Annotated in this window: 15 protein-coding genes; 13 read left to right on the forward strand and 2 right to left on the reverse strand. The window is 58.2% G+C overall.

Annotated elements, in window-relative coordinates; translation table 11 throughout:
• The first annotated feature begins 124 nt into the window (after positions 1 to 124).
• The 4 genes from QZ534_RS12855 (at position 125) to QZ534_RS12870 (ending at position 6763) form a co-directional block, all read left to right on the forward strand.
• Positions 125 to 1333 (forward strand): acetyl-CoA C-acetyltransferase, encoded by a 1209-nt coding sequence (locus QZ534_RS12855; RefSeq protein WP_296934875.1) that lies wholly within the window; start codon positions 125 to 127, stop codon positions 1331 to 1333.
• Between the two features lie 29 nt (positions 1334 to 1362).
• Complete coding sequence (locus tag QZ534_RS12860; protein ID WP_296934891.1) at positions 1363 to 3513, forward strand: 3-hydroxyacyl-CoA dehydrogenase NAD-binding domain-containing protein; 2151 nt, start codon at positions 1363 to 1365, stop codon at positions 3511 to 3513.
• Between the two features lie 247 nt (positions 3514 to 3760).
• On the forward strand, positions 3761 to 5944 hold the full coding sequence (locus tag QZ534_RS12865) for a carboxy terminal-processing peptidase (RefSeq protein ID WP_296934895.1): 2184 nt from the start codon (positions 3761 to 3763) through the stop codon (positions 5942 to 5944).
• 18 nt (positions 5945 to 5962) lie between these two features.
• Positions 5963 to 6763, forward strand: coding sequence for a helix-turn-helix transcriptional regulator (locus QZ534_RS12870; RefSeq protein ID WP_296934897.1), 801 nt, complete (start codon positions 5963 to 5965; stop codon positions 6761 to 6763).
• Here the strand turns inward: QZ534_RS12870 and mtnA are convergent.
• Positions 6752 to 7816 (reverse strand): S-methyl-5-thioribose-1-phosphate isomerase, encoded by a 1065-nt coding sequence (mtnA, locus tag QZ534_RS12875; protein WP_296934899.1) that lies wholly within the window; start codon positions 7814 to 7816, stop codon positions 6752 to 6754. The two genes, QZ534_RS12870 and mtnA, sit on opposite strands and share 12 nt — an antisense overlap.
• A gap of 113 nt (positions 7817 to 7929) precedes the next feature.
• Here mtnA and QZ534_RS12880 point away from each other — a divergent pair, with 113 nt between their 5' ends.
• Genes QZ534_RS12880 through rdgC form a run of 8 tightly spaced genes read left to right on the forward strand, consistent with a single transcriptional unit; the run spans position 7930 to position 13674 of the window.
• A complete protein-coding gene (locus tag QZ534_RS12880) occupies positions 7930 to 9267 on the forward strand; it encodes a TRZ/ATZ family hydrolase (protein WP_296934903.1) in 1338 nt (445 codons plus the stop codon).
• 35 nt (positions 9268 to 9302) lie between these two features.
• The gene (gene ubiG, locus QZ534_RS12885) at positions 9303 to 10019 is read left to right on the forward strand and encodes a bifunctional 2-polyprenyl-6-hydroxyphenol methylase/3-demethylubiquinol 3-O-methyltransferase UbiG (RefSeq protein ID WP_296934905.1); all 717 of its coding nucleotides are present in this window, start codon (positions 9303 to 9305) and stop codon (positions 10017 to 10019) included.
• Positions 9994 to 10680 (forward strand): phosphoglycolate phosphatase, encoded by a 687-nt coding sequence (gene gph, locus QZ534_RS12890; protein WP_296934907.1) that lies wholly within the window; start codon positions 9994 to 9996, stop codon positions 10678 to 10680. The genes ubiG and gph overlap by 26 nt, the downstream gene beginning before the upstream one ends.
• Positions 10681 to 10737: 57 nt before the next feature.
• Positions 10738 to 11487, forward strand: a complete 750-nt coding sequence (locus QZ534_RS12895) for a YciK family oxidoreductase (RefSeq protein WP_008171450.1) — start codon at positions 10738 to 10740, stop codon at positions 11485 to 11487.
• Positions 11487 to 11720 (forward strand): glutaredoxin family protein, encoded by a 234-nt coding sequence (locus QZ534_RS12900; protein ID WP_296934911.1) that lies wholly within the window; start codon positions 11487 to 11489, stop codon positions 11718 to 11720. The genes QZ534_RS12895 and QZ534_RS12900 overlap by 1 nt, the downstream gene beginning before the upstream one ends.
• Positions 11721 to 11732: 12 nt before the next feature.
• Positions 11733 to 12503: a peroxide stress protein YaaA gene (gene yaaA / locus QZ534_RS12905; protein WP_296934920.1), complete on the forward strand. Its 771-nt coding sequence runs from the start codon at positions 11733 to 11735 to the stop codon at positions 12501 to 12503.
• 24 nt (positions 12504 to 12527) lie between these two features.
• The gene (locus QZ534_RS12910; RefSeq protein ID WP_069184858.1) at positions 12528 to 12728 is read left to right on the forward strand and encodes a DUF2788 domain-containing protein; all 201 of its coding nucleotides are present in this window, start codon (positions 12528 to 12530) and stop codon (positions 12726 to 12728) included.
• 19 nt (positions 12729 to 12747) lie between these two features.
• The gene (gene rdgC / locus QZ534_RS12915) at positions 12748 to 13674 is read left to right on the forward strand and encodes a recombination-associated protein RdgC (protein WP_296934921.1); all 927 of its coding nucleotides are present in this window, start codon (positions 12748 to 12750) and stop codon (positions 13672 to 13674) included.
• Positions 13675 to 13728: 54 nt separating this feature from the next.
• Here rdgC and QZ534_RS12920 read toward each other — a convergent pair whose 3' ends face one another.
• Positions 13729 to 16473, reverse strand: a complete 2745-nt coding sequence (locus QZ534_RS12920) for a GNAT family N-acetyltransferase (protein WP_296934922.1) — start codon at positions 16471 to 16473, stop codon at positions 13729 to 13731.
• Positions 16474 to 16682: 209 nt separating this feature from the next.
• Here QZ534_RS12920 and QZ534_RS12925 point away from each other — a divergent pair, with 209 nt between their 5' ends.
• Positions 16683 to 17609 (forward strand): histone deacetylase family protein, encoded by a 927-nt coding sequence (locus tag QZ534_RS12925; protein WP_296934923.1) that lies wholly within the window; start codon positions 16683 to 16685, stop codon positions 17607 to 17609.
• The last annotated feature ends 1 nt before the right edge of the window (position 17610 follow it).

The following is a 17610-nucleotide window of genomic DNA, read 5'->3' on the forward strand; positions in this document are numbered from 1 at the left end:
TGGTTGATGAGCAATTTCGCCAATGCGATTGGCAGCCCGCGTCATTACCCCCCGCAGCTGCAACCGGCTATGGTTGTGTCATCGGTTAATCAAATCCGAGAACAATTTGACCAGAGGACAAGCAATGACCACCGAGGCGTATATCTTCGATGCGGTCCGCACCCCCAGAGGGCGCGGTAAAAAAGACGGATCACTTCACAGCGTCAAGCCCATCACGCTGTTGACCACGGTGCTCCATGCGCTGCAGGAGAGGAACAGTCTGGACACCGCCCAGGTGGACGACATTGTGATGGGCTGCGTCACCGCGGTGGGCGATCAGGGCGCGGATATCGCTAAAACAGCGGCCCTGGCGGCCGACTGGGATGAAAAAGTCGCCGGCGTAACTCTCAATCGCTTCTGCGCCTCCGGCCTCGAAGCAGTTAACCTGGCCGCCATGAAAGTGCGCTCCGGGTGGGAAGACATGGTGGTGGCCGGTGGCGTTGAAGCCATGTCCCGGGTGCCCATGGGCTCCGATGGCGGTGCCTGGGCTACGGACCCGGAAACCAACCTTCATACCGGTTTCATGCCCCAGGGTATCGGTGCAGACCTGATTGCCACGCTCGAGGGTTTCAGCCGCGAAGATGTCGATGGTTTCGCGGTAAAATCTCAGCAGAAGGCGGCCAATGCCTGGCAGAACGGCTACTTTGCCAAATCCATCATTCCGGTAACCGACCAGAACGGCGTGGTCATTCTGGATCGTGATGAGCACGTACGTGGCAACACCTCCCTGGAGAGCCTTGCCGGCCTGAAGCCCTCCTTCCAGATGATGGGCGAAATGGGCTTCGACGGTGTTGCCCGGGAAAAATACCATTACGTGGAAAAGATCAACCACGTGCATCACGCCGGCAACTCCTCCGGCATTGTCGACGGCGCCACCGCCATGCTGATCGGCAGCGAGGCCAAGGGCAAGGCCATGGGCCTGACACCCCGTGCCCGAATCATTGCCACAGCCGTGACCAGTACCGACCCCACTATCATGCTCACCGGTCCTGCGCCGGCCGCGCGCAAGGCGCTGGATAAAGCGGGCATGACCGCTGACCAGATCGACCTGTTTGAAGTGAACGAAGCCTTCGCCTCCGTGGTAATGCGCTTCCAGCGGGAACTCTCGGTTCCCGACGAAAAAGTGAACGTGAACGGCGGCGCCATCGCCATGGGCCACCCGCTGGGTGCCACCGGCGCCATGATTCTTGGCACCCTGCTGGATGAGCTGGAGCGGCGCGAACTGCGCTACGGCCTGGCCACCCTCTGCGTTGGCGGCGGCATGGGCATTGCCACCATCATCGAGCGCGTCTGAACCCGTCCACTTTTCAAGGAGAACCGATTATGAGTGCCATCCGCTATGAACTGGGTTCAGACCAGATCCTGACCCTCACCATCGACATGCCAGGCCAGTCCGCCAACACCATGAATGCCGCGTTCCGGGACGCCCTCTCGGAAACCGCCGCAAAAGTGAAAGATGACCTGGACAACATCCGCGGCGTGATCATTGCTTCCGCCAAGAAGACCTTTTTTGCCGGCGGCGACCTGAAAGAGCTGTACAAAGTTACGCGGGAAGACGCCCGAACCTTTGAAGACATGGTCAACGGCCTGAAATCTCACATGCGCTTCCTGGAGACCAGCGGCAAACCCGTTGTCGCCGCTATTAACGGCTCTGCGCTTGGTGGCGGCCTGGAGATCGCGCTGGCCTGCCATCATCGGGTGGCCATTGACGACGACAGCATTCAACTGGGGCTGCCCGAAGTCACACTGGGCCTGCTGCCCGGCGGTGGCGGCACTCAGCGACTGCCTCGAATGATTGGCCTGGAAGCGGCCTTCCCGTTCCTGATGGAAGGCAAGAAGGTGAACCCCAAAGCCGCCCTCAAGGCTGGCATTGTTGACGAACTGGCCGATTCTACCGACGAGATGATCACCAAGGCCCGGGCATTTATTGATGCCAACCCGAAGTGTCAGCAGCCGTGGGACCAGAAAGGCTTCAAGTTTCCTGGCGGCGCACCCCACCACCCCGCCATGGCCCAGAAACTGGCCATTGCCCCGGCCATGCTGAAGCAGAAAACCAAAGGCTGTTATCCGGCTCCGGAGCGCATACTCTCTGCCGCCGTTGAAGGCGCCCAGGTGGATTTCGACAACGGCAGCCTGATCGAAACCCGTTACTTTGCCGAACTGGTCATTGGCCAGGTTGCCAAGAACATGACCGGTACCTTCTGGTTCCAGTTGAACGCCATCAAGGCGGGCGGCAGCCGGCCAGATGGCGTTGAAAAAGAAACCTTCCGCAAGGTAGGTGTTCTGGGCGCCGGCATGATGGGTGCTGGTATCGCCTATTCCACGGCCACACGCGGTATCGATGTGGTTCTGAAAGATGTCTCCGTGGAGAATGCCGAAAAAGGCAAAAGCTACTCCGAGAAGCTGTTGGCCAAGAAGGTCAGCCGTGGCCGGATGAGCGAAGCGCAGAAGGCAGAGATCCTTGGCCGGATCAAAGCCACGGATTCCGCGGATGATCTGGAGGGCTGTGATCTGGTGATCGAAGCCGTCTTTGAAGACAGCGAACTGAAAGCCAGGGTAACCGGGGAGGCAGAACCGAAGCTGGTCGAAAACGGCATCTTCGCCTCCAACACGTCCACCATCCCCATCACCCAGCTCGCGGGTGCGTCGGCCAAGGCCGAGAATTTCATCGGTCTGCATTTCTTCTCGCCCGTGGACAAAATGCAACTGGTGGAAATCATCGTCGGGGAAAAGACCTCCGATGAAACCCTGGCACGCTCGTTCGACTACGTGCAGCAGATCGGCAAGATCCCGGTGGTGGTGAATGACAGCCGGGGCTTCTTTACGTCCCGGGTTTTCGGCACCTTTGTCAACGAAGGCATCTGTATGCTGGGTGAAGGCATCCACCCCTCTAGCATTGAAAATGCAGGGTTGCTTGCCGGCATGCCCGTCGGCCCGCTGGCCATCTCCGACGAGGTCAGCATGACCCTGATGCAGCACATCCGGGACCAGAGCAAAAAAGACACTGAAGCCTCCGGTGGCAGCTGGAACGCCCACCCGGCGGAAGCAGTCATCGATGCGATGGTCAACGAGCACGGCCGCAAGGGCAAGGCTGCCGGGGCCGGCTTCTATGACTATCCCGCCAATGGCAAGAAGCACCTCTGGCCGGAACTGGAAAACCTGTTCGTGGATGCAGACAAGGCCAGGACCGTCAAACTGCAGGAACTCAAAGACCGGATTCTGTTCATCCAGGCCATTGAAACCGTCCGCTGCCTGGAAGAGGGAGTGCTGCGCACCGTGGAGGATGCAAATATTGGCAGTATCTTCGGCATTGGCTATGCGCCCTGGACGGGTGGCGCCATCCAGTTTATCAATCAGTACGGCGTAAGAGCCTTCACGGAACGCGCATCCGAACTCGCCAAAGCCTACGGCGAACGCTTTGCGCCCCCGAAATTGTTGCAGGAAAAGGCGGAAACGAACACACCGTTTGCCTGACCGGGCTCTGCCGACTCATTGCCGGGAGGGATGCGCTCCCTCCCGGCACCCACCTCTTGCCTGTCCAACCAGCGCAGCGGATGACCATCCGGTTACCAACCTGGCGCCTTCATGGACAGATTGTCACGAACCGATACGCCCTGCCTATGGCATCGGGTGTAGTGCTTGCCTACAATAAATTTAATCAGTCACGGGTAGACACTCCCTCAAAAACCGAGTGGCTACCAATACCGTCAGGTAAGCATTTATGACCATCGCGGAAAGAATTATGGCTCGTCGCTCTCCGGCCGGATCTGTTCGGTCCGGAGTGTGCAAGGCAATGGCCGTGGCATTGCTGTTGTCTGCGCCACTGGGGCTTCACGCCAAAGTGGAAACTCCAGCCGTCTATGAGCCAGTTGCACCGACGATTGATCAGGCGCGGGCCAATATCCTGATCGCCCGTCAGCTGCAGTTCACCCATTTTCGGGACCTCGGAATCAGCGATGAACTCTCCGGAGACGTGTTTGATGCCTACCTTGACTATCTGGACGGCCAGCGGATCTACCTGTCAAAGGACGACATTGCAAAATTCGACAAGATTCGTACCCAGTTGGGCTCGGCCCTGAAAACCGGCCAGTTGCAGCCGGGCTTTGATATCTACAATCTCGTCCAGCAACGGATTATCGAGCGCCTCCAGTTTGCTCTCAAAACCATTGATAACGGCCTGGATTCGCTGGATTTCTCGGCCAAAGAAAGCATTCTGGTCGACCGCTCGGAAGCTGACTGGGAACCGGACGCCAGGGCTCTGGATGATCTTTGGGTAAAGCGCATCAAGAACGCGGTGCTGGCACAGCGCCTGAACGGCGCAGATGATGAGGCGATCATTGAAACTCTCCGCCGGCGTTACGAAGGCCAGCTTAAACGCGCCTACCAGGCCCGCAGTGAAGATGCCTTCCAGGCCTACATGAACGCGTTTACCGGTATGTGGGACCCGCACACATCTTACTTTTCGCCTCGCACCTCCGAAAACTTCAACATCAACATGAGCCTTTCTCTGGAAGGCATTGGTGCTGTCCTGCAGTCCGACAACGAATATACCAAGGTGGTAAGACTGGTACCCGGCGGCCCGGCGTCCAAACAGGGTCAGCTTGAACCGGCAGATCGGATTGTCTCGGTCGCACAGGAGGGCGAAAAACCTGTGAATGTCATAGGTTGGCGCCTGGACGAAGTTGTCGACCTTATCCGTGGACCGCGTAACTCCACGGTCACCCTGGAGGTGATTCCGGCCAATGCGTCTGATGAGACCATTACCGAAACTATCGCGATCAAACGGGATGAGGTAAAGCTGGAAGAGCAGAGTGCCAGCAAGGACACCATCCGCCTCGAGCGCGGCGGCAAAGAATATACGATTGGCGTGATTACCATCCCCACTTTCTATGCCGATTTTCAGGCCATGCAGGCGGGTGACCCGAATTACAAGAGCACCACCCGGGATGTTCGTAATCTGATCGCGGAACTTGAAGCCGAGGGCGTCGATGGACTGGTGATGGATTTGCGCAACAATGGTGGTGGTGCCCTGCACGAGGCCAACGATCTGGTCGGCCTGTTCATCGACAAAGGCCCCACCGTTCAGATTCGCAACGCCAACAACGATGTGCAGGTACTGAACGACGAGGATCCTTCGGTCGCCTATGACGGACCGCTGGTAGTACTCACCAACCGCATGAGCGCGTCAGCATCCGAAATTTTCGCTGGCGCCATCCAGGACTATGGCCGGGGACTGGTTGTCGGTTCCCAGACCTTCGGTAAAGGGACCGTTCAGGCGGTGCGTCCGCTGAACCATGGCCAACTCAAGATCACCCAGTCAAAGTTCTACCGGGTATCAGGCGGCTCCACCCAGCACAAAGGGGTGATTCCGGACATCGAGATTCCCTCCCGTATCGACAAGACGCGCATAGGTGAAGACGCTCTGGATCACGCCCTGCCCTGGGACCAGATCGAGGCCGTACCGCACACCCGGTATTTTGATTTCAGCGGAATCATTGATGAGCTTCGCAAGCGGCACGAAGAGCGATTCTCAACCAATCCCGAATTCAGTTTGTTGCAGCAGGAAATCGACTTCCTGACCAAACAGCGTGCCACCGACAGTGTCAGCCTTAATCTGGAAGAACGTCGCGCCGAGCACGAACAGATTGAACGCACGCGGCTGACGATCGCCAACGCCAGGCGTGAACTGAAAGGACAGCCACCTTTTGATTCCCTGGAAGACCTGGAAGACTGGCAGGACCAGCAAGCGGCCGATCTGGATTCCACCGACGAAGAACTGGATTTCGTGATCCGTGAAGGTGGCCATATCATGGCGGACATGCTGGACCTGGATAACCGCATGGCGTCCATTCTGGACCCGCAACAGTTCGCGGCTCAGGCTCCGGCTTCGGCCGTAAGCCGATAACCGGACACCTCCAGGCCCATGACTGAAAAGGACACCAGCGGGCAGGATAGCCGCCAGAAAGCGCGAATGCTTCAGGACATGCTTTTGGATGCCCTGCATGCCATGCGCTCGCTGGAACAAGTGGAAGAGCTGGAACAGCCGGCGACGCAAGAACGCACGCCCGAGGGCCTGATCGACCGCCTGGCAAGCCTCACAGGTTCGGCGCTCCGGTTCGGAGTCAAAGCCACCGATACGTCGCTCCGGGTTGGTCGGGCACTGATCAATTCCCAGGACCAGTTGCGAGCGATGCTCACCGCAGGCCAATCTCTCAGGGATATACGGGAGGTGGCCGGGCTCACACTGTCCGAAATGAGCGAGGCCCTGAATCTGCGGGACAAGTCGGTTCTGGAAGCCATTGAGAACGGCACGTCCACGCTTTCCTTCGAACTGATTCTGCGGCTCGCCGCCCTCATTGCCAGGAACGACCCCATTCCGTTCATTATGCGCACCACGCGCAACTACAACCCGGAAGTCTGGCAGATTCTGAACGACTGGGGCGTGGCGAGGCTACCTCTGCAATTCGAGCGAGAGCGGGAGTTCATAAACATCTTCCGCCGGCATGACGACGCTCGCTCACTCTCGGACGAAGGCTTCCAGAAAGTGCTGGAGTTCACCCGCCAGAGTTTTGAAATGTCGCTGCACTTTATTGAGGAGCAGGAACAACAGGTAGCGGAGCTTCGGGCCGCCTACGAAGAAAAGCACCCGGAAGTAGAAACCTCATCGAAGAAGCCGGCGGCCGGAAAGAAACGGCCGCAGCAACCCACGCGATCAACCAAATAACGCCCGCATACCGGTCATATTCGGGTTATGCACTACTCCCTTTTCGGTAACGATGGCATCAATCAGACTGGCCGGTGTCACGTCGAAGACCGGATTGAATACGCTGACTCCCTCCGGCGCCAGCCCGATGCCGCGAATCTCCCGCACCTCAATGCCGTCACGTTCCTCAATGGGAACATCCGCTCCTGACGCCATGGCCATATCCACGGTGCTTGACGGCGCCACCACCATAAAGCCCACCCTATGGTGACGGGCCAGGACCGCCAAGCTGTACGTGCCGATCTTGTTGACCACATCGCCATTAGCCGTGATGCGGTCTGCACCGACAATTACCCAGCGTACGTCTTTTCGGGCCATGATTGCAGCAGCGGCACCATCGGCATTCAGTGTCACGGGAATGCCGTCCCGGGACAGCTCCCAAGCCGTCAGCCGGCCCCCCTGAAGCCACGGGCGGGTTTCATCCGCATACACTTCTTTCAGCAGTTTTTTTTCATTTAACCGGCGAACCACACCGAGGGCTGTGCCATACCCCCCGGTGGCCAATGCACCCGTGTTGCAATGCGTCAGCACCGATATGGCTTCTTTGGTCCCGATGTACTCCAGAGCCTGCTCCGCCATGGCAAAATTGGCCGCCAGGTCTTCCTCGTGTATGGCCTCGGCCTCTCGGGCCAGACGCTTTACCGCCTCATCCAGGGAGTGACAGGCGTGAAACACCCGTTCCATGCGCTGCAACGCCCAGAAGAGGTTCACAGCCGTCGGCCGTGAAGCCGCCAGCTCACGGATGGCCTGCTTGATTTCCGCCTTCCAGTCGCCACCACCGGCATGCCTGGCTGCCAGGGCTACCCCGTAGGCTGCACTGATACCGATTGCCGGCGCGCCCCGGACCACCATATCCCGGATACTCTGCGATACACCGGCCGCTCCTTCCAGCGTTATCCAGTGCTCCTCTCCAGGCAACAGGCGCTGGTCCAGCAGTTCAAGACTGCTGCCGTGCCACCGTATTGCAACGGTGCCAATGCCACGTTCGGAAGAGGGTTTCGGGGTTGTTGCCATAGAAAACTGCTCCGGTTATTCAGCGCTGAAAACTGCCAGTATAACGGTTATACTTCCGGGCTACATTTTCAAGGTGCGGCAGCTTCGCACCTGGCGCTGTAAGGCAGAATTGAATGACGGCAGACACTATCACCGCGGCCGATATCCGCATAAACGCGCGCTGGCTGATTCCAATTGAGCCGGCAGGCACGGTACTTGAGAATCACGCCGTCATAATCCAGGGTAACCGCCTGGCTGCCGTAATCCCCCAGGCGCAGGCGGACCAGACGTTCCGAACCCGCGAAACCGTCGATCTTCCCCACCATGTCGTCATGCCCGGGCTGATCAACATGCACGGCCATGCCGCCATGACCCTGTTCCGCGGCATGGCGGACGATCTTCCGCTGATGACCTGGCTGAATGATCACATCTGGCCGGCCGAAGGTCGCTTTATCAGCGAACAGTTCATTGCCGATGGCACCCAACTGGCGATGGCAGAAATGCTGCGCACCGGAACCACTACGTTTTCGGACATGTATTTCTTTCCCGAGATCGCGGCACAGGTTGCCCATGATGCGGGCATGCGCGCCCAGATCTGTTTTCCGCTGCTGGATTTTCCAACCCCCTGGGGCGCCGGCCCGGACGAGTATCTGAGCAAGGGCGCCGACTTTATAGACACCTGGAAAACCGATGGCTACATCATTCCGGCCATTGGCCCCCACGCGCCCTACACCGTATCTGACGGCCCGATGACCGAAGCCGCACGACTGTCGGAAAAAACCGGTGCCGCCATCCAGATACACCTGCACGAAACTGCCTTTGAAGTAGCCGAGGCTACTGAAAAACTCGGCCAGCGACCGACGGCCAGGCTGGCGGACCTCGGCGTGCTGCGCCCTGAAACGCAGTGCGTGCACATGACCCAGATCGACGACAGCGATACAAGCCTGCTTAAACAATCGGGCGCCCACATCATCCACTGTCCGGAATCGAACCTGAAGCTGGCCAGCGGCCTTTGCCCGGTGCAGAAGCTTATGGACAACGGGGTCAATGTGGCCATTGGCACAGACGGCGCCGCCAGCAACAACGATCTGGATCTTTTCGGAGAGCTCCGTACCGCCGCCATGGTGGCCAAAGTGGTGGCCGGAGACGCCTCGGCGTTATCGGCACACAAAGCCCTGGAAATGGCGACGATCAACGGGGCCCGGGCCCTGAGGCGGGATCACGAGCTGGGATCCCTGGTGAAGGGCAAGCTGGCAGACATCATTGCCATTGATCTGAGTGACCCGTTTTTACAGCCGGTTTACGATCCGGCCTCCCATCTTGTATACAGCAACCATGGCAGATCAGTAAGCCACAGCTGGATTAACGGCGTACCACAAGTACAGGATGGCCGGCTTACCCGCATTGACGTCGCCGATCTCATGCTCCGGGTTGAGGATTGGGCCGGGCGAATCCGCACGAAGGCTGACTAACCGATTTCCTATTGATTCACCAGGCAGAACCAACCATGACAAACCAGAATGTAGACCGGAACGAGATCGCCAAGTTCGAAGCCCTGGCCAGCCGCTGGTGGGATCCCACGAGCGAATTCAAACCGCTGCACGACATCAACCCGCTGCGCCTGAACTACATTGACGAGCGGGTGTCCCTGGCCGGAAAACGCGCCCTTGACGTCGGCTGCGGTGGCGGCCTGCTGTCTGAGGGCATGGCTCAGCGTGGGGCCCATGTTACCGGTATCGATATGGGCGAAGCGCCCCTCTCCGTGGCGCGGCTGCACGGCATGGAGAGCGGCGTGAACGTGGATTACAGGCAGATTACCGTCGAGGAGCTGTCGCAGGACAGCGAGCATGCAGGCCAATACGATGTCGTTACCTGCCTGGAAATGCTGGAACACGTGCCGGATCCCGCGTCGGTAATCAAGGCGTGTGCCGCCATGCTGAAACCCGGCGGCCACCTGTTTGTCTCAACCATCAATCGCAACCCCAAGTCGTTTCTGTTTGCGATTGTCGGCGCCGAGTACGTGCTGCGGCTGCTACCGAAGGGTACCCACGAATGGAACAAGTTTATCCGTCCCTCGGAAATGTCCGATCACCTGCGCCACGCCGGTCTGGATGTTCGGGAACTGACCGGCATGACCTACAACCCGATTACCAAAATCTACAAATTGGGCCGGGACGTGGACGTCAATTACCTGATGCATGCCAGGGATATTCGTGAAGCCTGAAAACATTCACCACACGTCTGCGGTCCTGTTTGACCTGGACGGAACACTGATCGACACGGCACCGGACTTTATCCGGTGCCTGAATCACTTGAGGGACCAGCACGGACTGCCACCCCTGCCCCCAGAGTACATTCGACGCTCGGTCTCGAACGGTGCCCGCGCCATGATCCGGGTGGGCTTTGGCCTGGAACCCGAACATCCGGAGTACCTGGAAAAGCACACCGCGTTTCTGGACCTTTACGAGGCCGGAGTAGCGGTAGAAACCACCCTTTTTGAAGGCATGGACGAGCTCCTCGTCGCTCTTGAGAAAAAGGGCACCCCCTGGGGCATTGTTACCAATAAGCCCGCCCGTTTCGCGGTTCCGCTCATTGAGGCGCTGAATCTGGCGGACCGCTGCGCAGCCCTGGTGTGCCCTGATCATGTCGCCCAGCGCAAACCTCATCCCGAGGCCCTGCTACTTGCCTGTCAGCAGATGGGGACCGAGCCCGGTTCAGGGATTTATGTAGGCGATCATGAACGGGATATCGAGGCCGGTCGAAATGCGGGCATGAAAACCATCGCTGTCCGCTACGGTTACATTGAGGAGCCGGAAGCCATTGACCTGTGGCAAGCGGATCTTATCGCGGACACCGTCACGGACCTGGCAAAGCTGTTACAATAGAGCGCCAATTTAAGGATCCGGTGTTCAGCCGGTAACAGCCTGACACGGAGACAGGTTATGCACGATTACCAAGCACCCGCCGATCTTCTTAAAGACCGTATCGTTATGGTGACGGGTGCCGGCAGCGGCATTGGCCGGGCTGCCGCGAAGGCCTATGCCGCCCACGGTGCGACGGTCGTACTAGTTGGCCGAACAGTCAGTAAGCTGGAAACGGTTTACGACGAAATCGAGGCGGCCGGCCACCCGAAGCCAGCCATCGTACCCATGAACTTTGAGGGTGCAGCGGTGAAAGATTACGAAGAGCTGGCCATGACCCTGGAAGACAACTTTGGTCAGCTGGACGGCTTACTGCACAATGCCGCCATTCTGGGCGATCGCAGCCCGGTTGAGCTGTATGACCCGGAAACCTGGAACAAGGTCATGCACGTTAACGCGACAGCCCCGTTCCTGCTCAGCCGGGCCATGATCCCTCTGCTTCGTAAGTCCGACGATGCTTCAGTGATCTTCACGTCCTCCGGCGTTGGCCGGAAGGCGAAGGCCTACTGGGGCGCCTATGCGGTGTCCAAGTTTGCCGTAGAAGGCCTGAGCCAGCTGCTGTCCGAAGAACTGGATGACGAACGCCACAATGTCCGGGTGAACAGTCTGAACCCGGGCGCGACCCGTACCAATATGAGAGCCCACGCCTACCCGGCGGAGAACCCGCAGCAGAATCCGGCACCGGAAGACCTGATGCCGATTTACCTGTATCTCATGGGCAAGGACAGCCAGGGCGTAAACGGCCAGAAACTGGACGCACAGCCGAAATAATGGAACTGTTTTTCTACACAACATCCCAGTGCCATTTGTGCGAGCTGGCTGAAGCCCTGCTTGTTAATACGCCCATGCCGGAACCCATACCGGTAGACGTGGTGGATATTGCCCAGTCCGAAGAGCTGGTGGAGCGGTACGGCACCCGAATTCCAGTGCTGCGACGCAACGACACCGGTGCGGAACTGGACTGGCCGTTTACCAGGGATGAATTACTCACATTCCTGCAATGAGGATTGCCTGACATGTTGATGGTTATTTCCCCTGCAAAAACGCTGGACTACGAAAGCCCGCTGGCAACTGACAGCTATACCCAGCCGGAGTTTCTCGACGATGCCTGTGAGCTGGTTGACCAGCTAAAGGAACTGGAGCCGCACCAGATCAGCAATCTGATGAGCATCAGCGACAAGCTGGGGCAACTTAACGCTGAGCGCTTCCAGAACTGGCACACACCATTCACTCCCGAAAATGCCCGCCAGGCTGTACTGGCTTTCAAGGGCGATGTTTACACCGGCCTGGACGCAGAGAGCTTCAGCGAGCAGGACTTCGAGTTTGCCCAACAGCATCTGCGCATGCTCTCCGGCCTGTATGGGGTCCTGAAACCGCTGGACCTGATGCAACCCTATCGCCTGGAAATGGGTACCCGGTTCGAGAATAACCGTGGCAAAGACCTGTATGCCTTCTGGGGCCGCAAGATTACTGACGAGATCAACCGGCTGCTGGCAGACGACGACGGCGTGCTGGTAAACCTGGCCTCCAATGAGTATTTCAAAAGTGTAAAGAAGAAAGACCTTGAAGGCCGGCTGATTACCCCCCAATTCAAGGACTGGAAGAATGGTCAGTACAAGATGATCAGCTTCTACGCCAAGAAAGCCCGCGGCCTGATGTGCCGATTTGCCATCCAGAACCGCATTACCCAGGCCGACGACCTCAAAGGGTTTAACCTCGAAGGCTATTACTTCAGCGAAGACCAATCCGATAAGAACAACTGGGTTTTCCTGCGGGATGAACAGTAATCCACGTTGATATCGGAGTAAGCAATGAACGAAGCAGTGTTTTCCCAGATCGCCATGCTGGTGTTTCTGACCGGCCTGATTGTCTGGATGGGTATCATCGTCTGGGATCTGGCCAAGAAATCCCAGGCCGGAAGATTCGGCACCATCGCCCTGTTTACGGTGCTGGGCGCCGGCGTTGTGGGCTTTATTATCAAAACCGTGCTCGTAGAGATCATGCAAATATGAAAGACAAGGACCAGCCCTGATGTGGTTTCGCAACGCCCGCGTATTCCGTTTTACCAAACCGTTTGATATCTCCGCCGAAGAGCTGGAAGAAAAACTGCAGGCCGACGCCTTCAAACCCTGCGGCCCCCAGGAAACCAGCCGCCAGGGCTGGGTACCGCCGCTGGGCAAGCATGGCGAACAGCTGGTTCACAGCGCCAACGGCTATCACCTGATTGCCCTGCGCAAGGAAGAAAAGATTCTTCCGGGCCCGGTGGTAAAAGAAGCGGTTGAAGAAAAGGCCGAAGCTATCGAATTCGAGCAGGGCCGCAAGGTCCGGCGCAAGGAGAAAGACGAAATCAAGGAACAGGTGATGCTGGAGATGTTGCCCCAGGCCTTCTCCAAGAACCGCCGTTGCTTCGCCTACCTCGCGCCCCAGGACGGCGTCCTGGTCGTCGACGCCGGCTCTGCCAAGCAGGCGGAAGATCTGGCCTCCACCCTCCGCAAAAGCCTGGGCTCGCTGCCGGTTCGCCCGCCTGCCGTGGAACAGGCGCCCGCGTTCACTTTCACCGGCTGGCTGAACGAATCCATCGATCTGCCTGCCAATGTGGTTCTGGGCAGTGAGTGCGAGCTGAAGGACCCGTCAGAAGATGGTGGCGTGGTGCGGTGCAAGGGCCTGGATCTGAAAGCCGATGAGATCCGGAATCATCTGGATGCCGGCATGCAGGTGACCAAACTGTCCCTGACCTGGGACGACAACGTCTCCTTCGTGTTGGACGAAGAATTGGGCATCCGTCGCCTGAAATTCGGCGAAACGCTTCAGGATCAATTGGACGATGTCGATGTTGACGACGCCGTAGCCAAGTTTGACGCGGCCTTCACGCTGATGACTCTTGAGCTGTCCCGACTGATTCCGGGACTCCTCGAAGCACTGGGTGGCGAGGACCGCTCGGCGATTGTTGAAGAATAGAGCCATGAACCCGGGGTCAGAAGAGAAGTTCTTCTGACCCCGGGTTCACAAATTTCAGTGGTTGATCTTGCCCAACCGCTCTCGCTGCCAGTCTTTCTCCGGTTCATTCAGAACCAGCCTCAGATCCATGACTTCCTCTTCCGTGTTGAACTTGATCTCAAAACCCAGGTGTTCCGCCAGCTGCAGCATGGGGCGGTTGTCAGGAAGCACATTGCCCACCATCTCCATGGTGCCTCTTGACCGGCAGTAATCGATCATCTTCTGCATCAGGGCAACGCCGAGGCCCTCGCCCTTCATTTTATCGTGCACCATAACCGCGAACTCGCATTGCAGGTTGTCGGCGTCCGTCCAGGTGCGCACGGTTCCGAGAGTTTCCTCCCCTTCGCCGTCTTCCCTCGGCGCGTTGGCGATAAAGACCATCTCCCGGTCATAATCGATTTGCACCATCTGGGCAACGTCTTCCCGGGAGAAATGCTTGCGATACTGGAAGAAGCGGTAGCGAATGGATTCCGGCGACTGCAATTCATGGAAAGCCCGATGGGCAGGCTCGTCCTCGGCAAGAACCGGCCGGATGATTACCCGGCGACCGGATCTCGGCAACACGATCCACTCCTCCAGCTCTCGCGGGTAAGGCTGAATGATCGGCCGCCCCGGTTTGTCGGCCAGGTTGATAGCGATATTCACCGCCACGGCCCCCTGCTCGTTGAACAGCAGCGGCGAGATTTCCAGCCCCTGGATCTCCGGAATGTCGATCACAATCTGGGAGAGAGTAACCAGGGTCTCCGACACCGCCCGGATGTCCTCTTCCGGCTTCAGGCTGTGCTCTTTCAACAGCTTGTACATGTAAGTACGGCGCAGCAGTTCCCGGGCCAGAACCATGTTCAGCGGCGGTAGTGCGATTTGCCGATCGGTCATAACATTTATCTGGGCGCCGGCCGCCCCGCACACCACCAGAGGGCCAAACAACGCGTCCCTGGTAATACCCACGCTGAACTCGATTCCACCCACGTGCTGGTAGGAGCGCTGAACCGCAAAACCGAGAAAGCCACTGTCCGGGAAGTGGCTCTGATATTCCTCCATCAGGTAGCGACAGGAATCCATAATGGCCGCTTCGCTGTTGAGCTTCTGGACCGTCCCCTTGTAACGCCGCTGGGTCGGACTCAGATCCAGGAAAGGATGACAGGCCTGCTCATGAATGATGGTGATATCGATGGGGCGCCGCTCCACCGCAAACACTTCCAGAACCTCTTCCATGTCGTCGCAGTACATGGTGTCGATGGTGCTGATGCCATAATCCCGCACCAGGTCCCTGGCCTCCCGGTTCGACAGGTGGTAACGGCCTGACCGCAGTGCCCTGCTAACAGCGTGACGGGTATGGGTTCGGTCTGCGAAGTGATCGGTGAACGACTCGGGCGTTTCGGTCAGCAGCCGCTGTACCCGCTGATGACGCACGTGCTGCATGAATGCCATGACGGCTTTTTCGGGATTGAAGAACGACGGCAGCCCGGCCCGGTAGAACTCTTCCCGGGCGTCCATGACCGTACTTTGCCCGAGCCAACAGGTAAACACATTCAGGCGGGTGCCCTTGGAGGCCTGCACCACAGCGTCGGCAATCTGGAGGCTGTCCTCGGTCAGACTCGGCGCATACATCACCAGAACGTTCGCCACTTCCGGATCTTTGGCCAGGATCTTGATGGCCTGGCCGTATAGCTCCGGTGAGGCGTCGTAGTTAAGGTCGATCGGGTTCTTGCGGGTCCAGTAAGGTGGCAGTAACTCGGCCAACGCCTCGATACTGGAATCCGACAGTTCCGCTAGCTCCCCGCCAAGATCTGCCAACCGGTCCACCGCCAACACTCCGGGGCCGACGCCGTTGGCCATGATCGCCAGGCTTTCGCGGCGCAGAGGACGCATTCGGGTTAACGTTTCCAGGGCATCGAACATCTGGCCAAGACCGTCCACCCGCAACACACCGGCCCGCTGGAGCATGGCATCGTAAATCGGATCGCTTCGTTTCAGGCCATCGGGCAGATCGTGGGGGAACCACTCGGATTCCGGTACCCGCCCGGACTTAACTGCAATCACCGGCTTGGTGCGGGAGGCTACCCGAACCGCCGACATGAAGCGCCGGGCATTGGGGATGTTCTCTATATGCAGGAGAATCGCGCGGGTCTGGGTATCCTGAGCCAGATAGTCGATCAGATCGTCGTGATCGATATCCATGCCATCGCCCAGGGTCAGAAAGTAGGAAAACCCCACACCCCGGGCGAACGCCCAATCTATGACGGAGCTGGCAATAGTGCCGGACTGGCCGACGAAGGCAACCCGTCCAGGGATGGCTCCCATGTGGGCGTAGGTGGCGTTCAGGCTTCGGGCCGGAACCATCAGGCCAATGGTGTTGGGGCCGAGCACCCGGATACCGGTTTCCCGGGCAGCTTCGCGCACGGAATACATCAGGGGCTGCCCGGTTTTACTGTGGGTGCGGGACATCCCACCGGTCATAACGATGGCCGTGCGTACTCCAGCCTCCCCCAGCCGCTTGATGGTCTTGGCCACGGTGTCCGGCGGCGTGCAGATGATTGCCAGATCGGGAGAAAAATCCATTTTCGAGACTTTCTTGACGCACGGCACACCGTGCACGTTGTCGTAATCGTTCTGGTTAACAACCAGCAAACGGCCCGGATAACCGCCCCCCATCAGGTTCCGCAATACCATACCGCCAAGGTTGTCTGCCCGCTCCGACGCACCGATCACCGCTATAGACGCGGGATTGAACAGGCTCTCCAGATACCGGGTGCTCAAGCTGACTCTCCTTTATGGTTGGCCGGAAGGCCGTGGGGGAAATAAATGTAATAAAACAGGTTACTTATGCGTGTAACCCTTATCTTAGGCCCTGATCCCCCGATGTGAAATGACTATCGCTCCTATAAGACCAAAGAAACACGGCATCGTGCGGTTTTCCCTGATAAGCTTGAAGAAAATATAAGCATATCGAAGGCAGTCCGAGACGTATGACCACGGCATTCTTTTCCCACGATGACTTCATGAAACACAACATGGGGCCGGAACATCCGGAAAGCCCGGAGCGGCTGGCAGCTATCATCAGCTACCTGGCTGATACCGGTCTCGACCAGAAGCTGGATTGGGTCCGTCCGGAAGAGATCACCCGTGATCAGCTCCTGATGGTGCATCCTGAGAAATACCTCCATCAGCTGGACCTGATGCAACCAACAAGGGGCCGGGTGTTTACCGATCCGGATACGGCGATGATGCCGGACACCTTGCGGGCAGCCCGCCTCGCCGCTGGCGCCAACGTCCAGGCCGTGGATATGGTTATGAGTAGCCAGGTAACCAACGCCTTTGTTTGCGCCCGCCCGCCCGGCCATCATGCCGAGCGAGCGAAATCCATGGGGTTCTGCTTCTACAATAACGTCGCCCTGGCTGCCATGCGCGCGCTCACCTTCCATCACCTTGAGCGAGTCGCGATTATCGATTTCGACGTGCACCAGGGTAACGGTACCGTGGACATTGTTGGTGGTGACGAACGGATCCTGATGTGCTCCAGCTTCCAGCACCCATTCTACCCTCACTCACATGTGCACCGGCAGGCCGACAACATCGTGAATATTCCGATTGAGGCCAACTGCTCTTCTGAAGCCTACCGGAAACAAGTTGAGACAGGCTGGCTAAAACGGCTAAATGAGTTCAAACCCCAACTGATCCTGATTTCCGCGGGCTTTGATGCCCACAAGATGGACCCGATGGCGGAACTGAACCTGGAGACCGAAGACTACCGCTGGCTGACGGAAATGATTGTCGCGGTCGCCCACGAGCACAGCAATGACAGGATCATTTCGACCCTGGAAGGTGGCTACCATCTCAGAGCACTTGCGGAGAGCGTAAACGCCCACCTGGAAGTGCTGGACTCGGTTTACTGAA

The sequence above is a fragment of the uncultured Marinobacter sp. genome (genome assembly GCF_913055835.1).
In the GTDB taxonomy this organism is placed as follows: Bacteria; Pseudomonadota; Gammaproteobacteria; order Pseudomonadales; family Oleiphilaceae; genus Marinobacter.

Coding starts and splice junctions, on each gene's coding strand:
- rdgC (WP_296934921.1), top strand. CDS start 12,748: ATGTGGTTTCGCAACGCCCGCGTATTCCGTTTTACCAAACCGTTTGAT.
- ubiG (WP_296934905.1), top strand. CDS start 9,303: ATGACAAACCAGAATGTAGACCGGAACGAGATCGCCAAGTTCGAAGCC.
- gph (WP_296934907.1), top strand. CDS start 9,994: ATGCCAGGGATATTCGTGAAGCCTGAAAACATTCACCACACGTCTGCG.
- QZ534_RS12880 (WP_296934903.1), top strand. CDS start 7,930: ATGACGGCAGACACTATCACCGCGGCCGATATCCGCATAAACGCGCGC.
- mtnA (WP_296934899.1), bottom strand. CDS start 7,816: ATGGCAACAACCCCGAAACCCTCTTCCGAACGTGGCATTGGCACCGTT.
- QZ534_RS12855 (WP_296934875.1), top strand. CDS start 125: ATGACCACCGAGGCGTATATCTTCGATGCGGTCCGCACCCCCAGAGGG.
- QZ534_RS12910 (WP_069184858.1), top strand. CDS start 12,528: ATGAACGAAGCAGTGTTTTCCCAGATCGCCATGCTGGTGTTTCTGACC.
- QZ534_RS12895 (WP_008171450.1), top strand. CDS start 10,738: ATGCACGATTACCAAGCACCCGCCGATCTTCTTAAAGACCGTATCGTT.
- QZ534_RS12900 (WP_296934911.1), top strand. CDS start 11,487: ATGGAACTGTTTTTCTACACAACATCCCAGTGCCATTTGTGCGAGCTG.
- QZ534_RS12865 (WP_296934895.1), top strand. CDS start 3,761: ATGACCATCGCGGAAAGAATTATGGCTCGTCGCTCTCCGGCCGGATCT.
- QZ534_RS12870 (WP_296934897.1), top strand. CDS start 5,963: ATGACTGAAAAGGACACCAGCGGGCAGGATAGCCGCCAGAAAGCGCGA.
- QZ534_RS12925 (WP_296934923.1), top strand. CDS start 16,683: ATGACCACGGCATTCTTTTCCCACGATGACTTCATGAAACACAACATG.
- QZ534_RS12860 (WP_296934891.1), top strand. CDS start 1,363: ATGAGTGCCATCCGCTATGAACTGGGTTCAGACCAGATCCTGACCCTC.
- yaaA (WP_296934920.1), top strand. CDS start 11,733: ATGTTGATGGTTATTTCCCCTGCAAAAACGCTGGACTACGAAAGCCCG.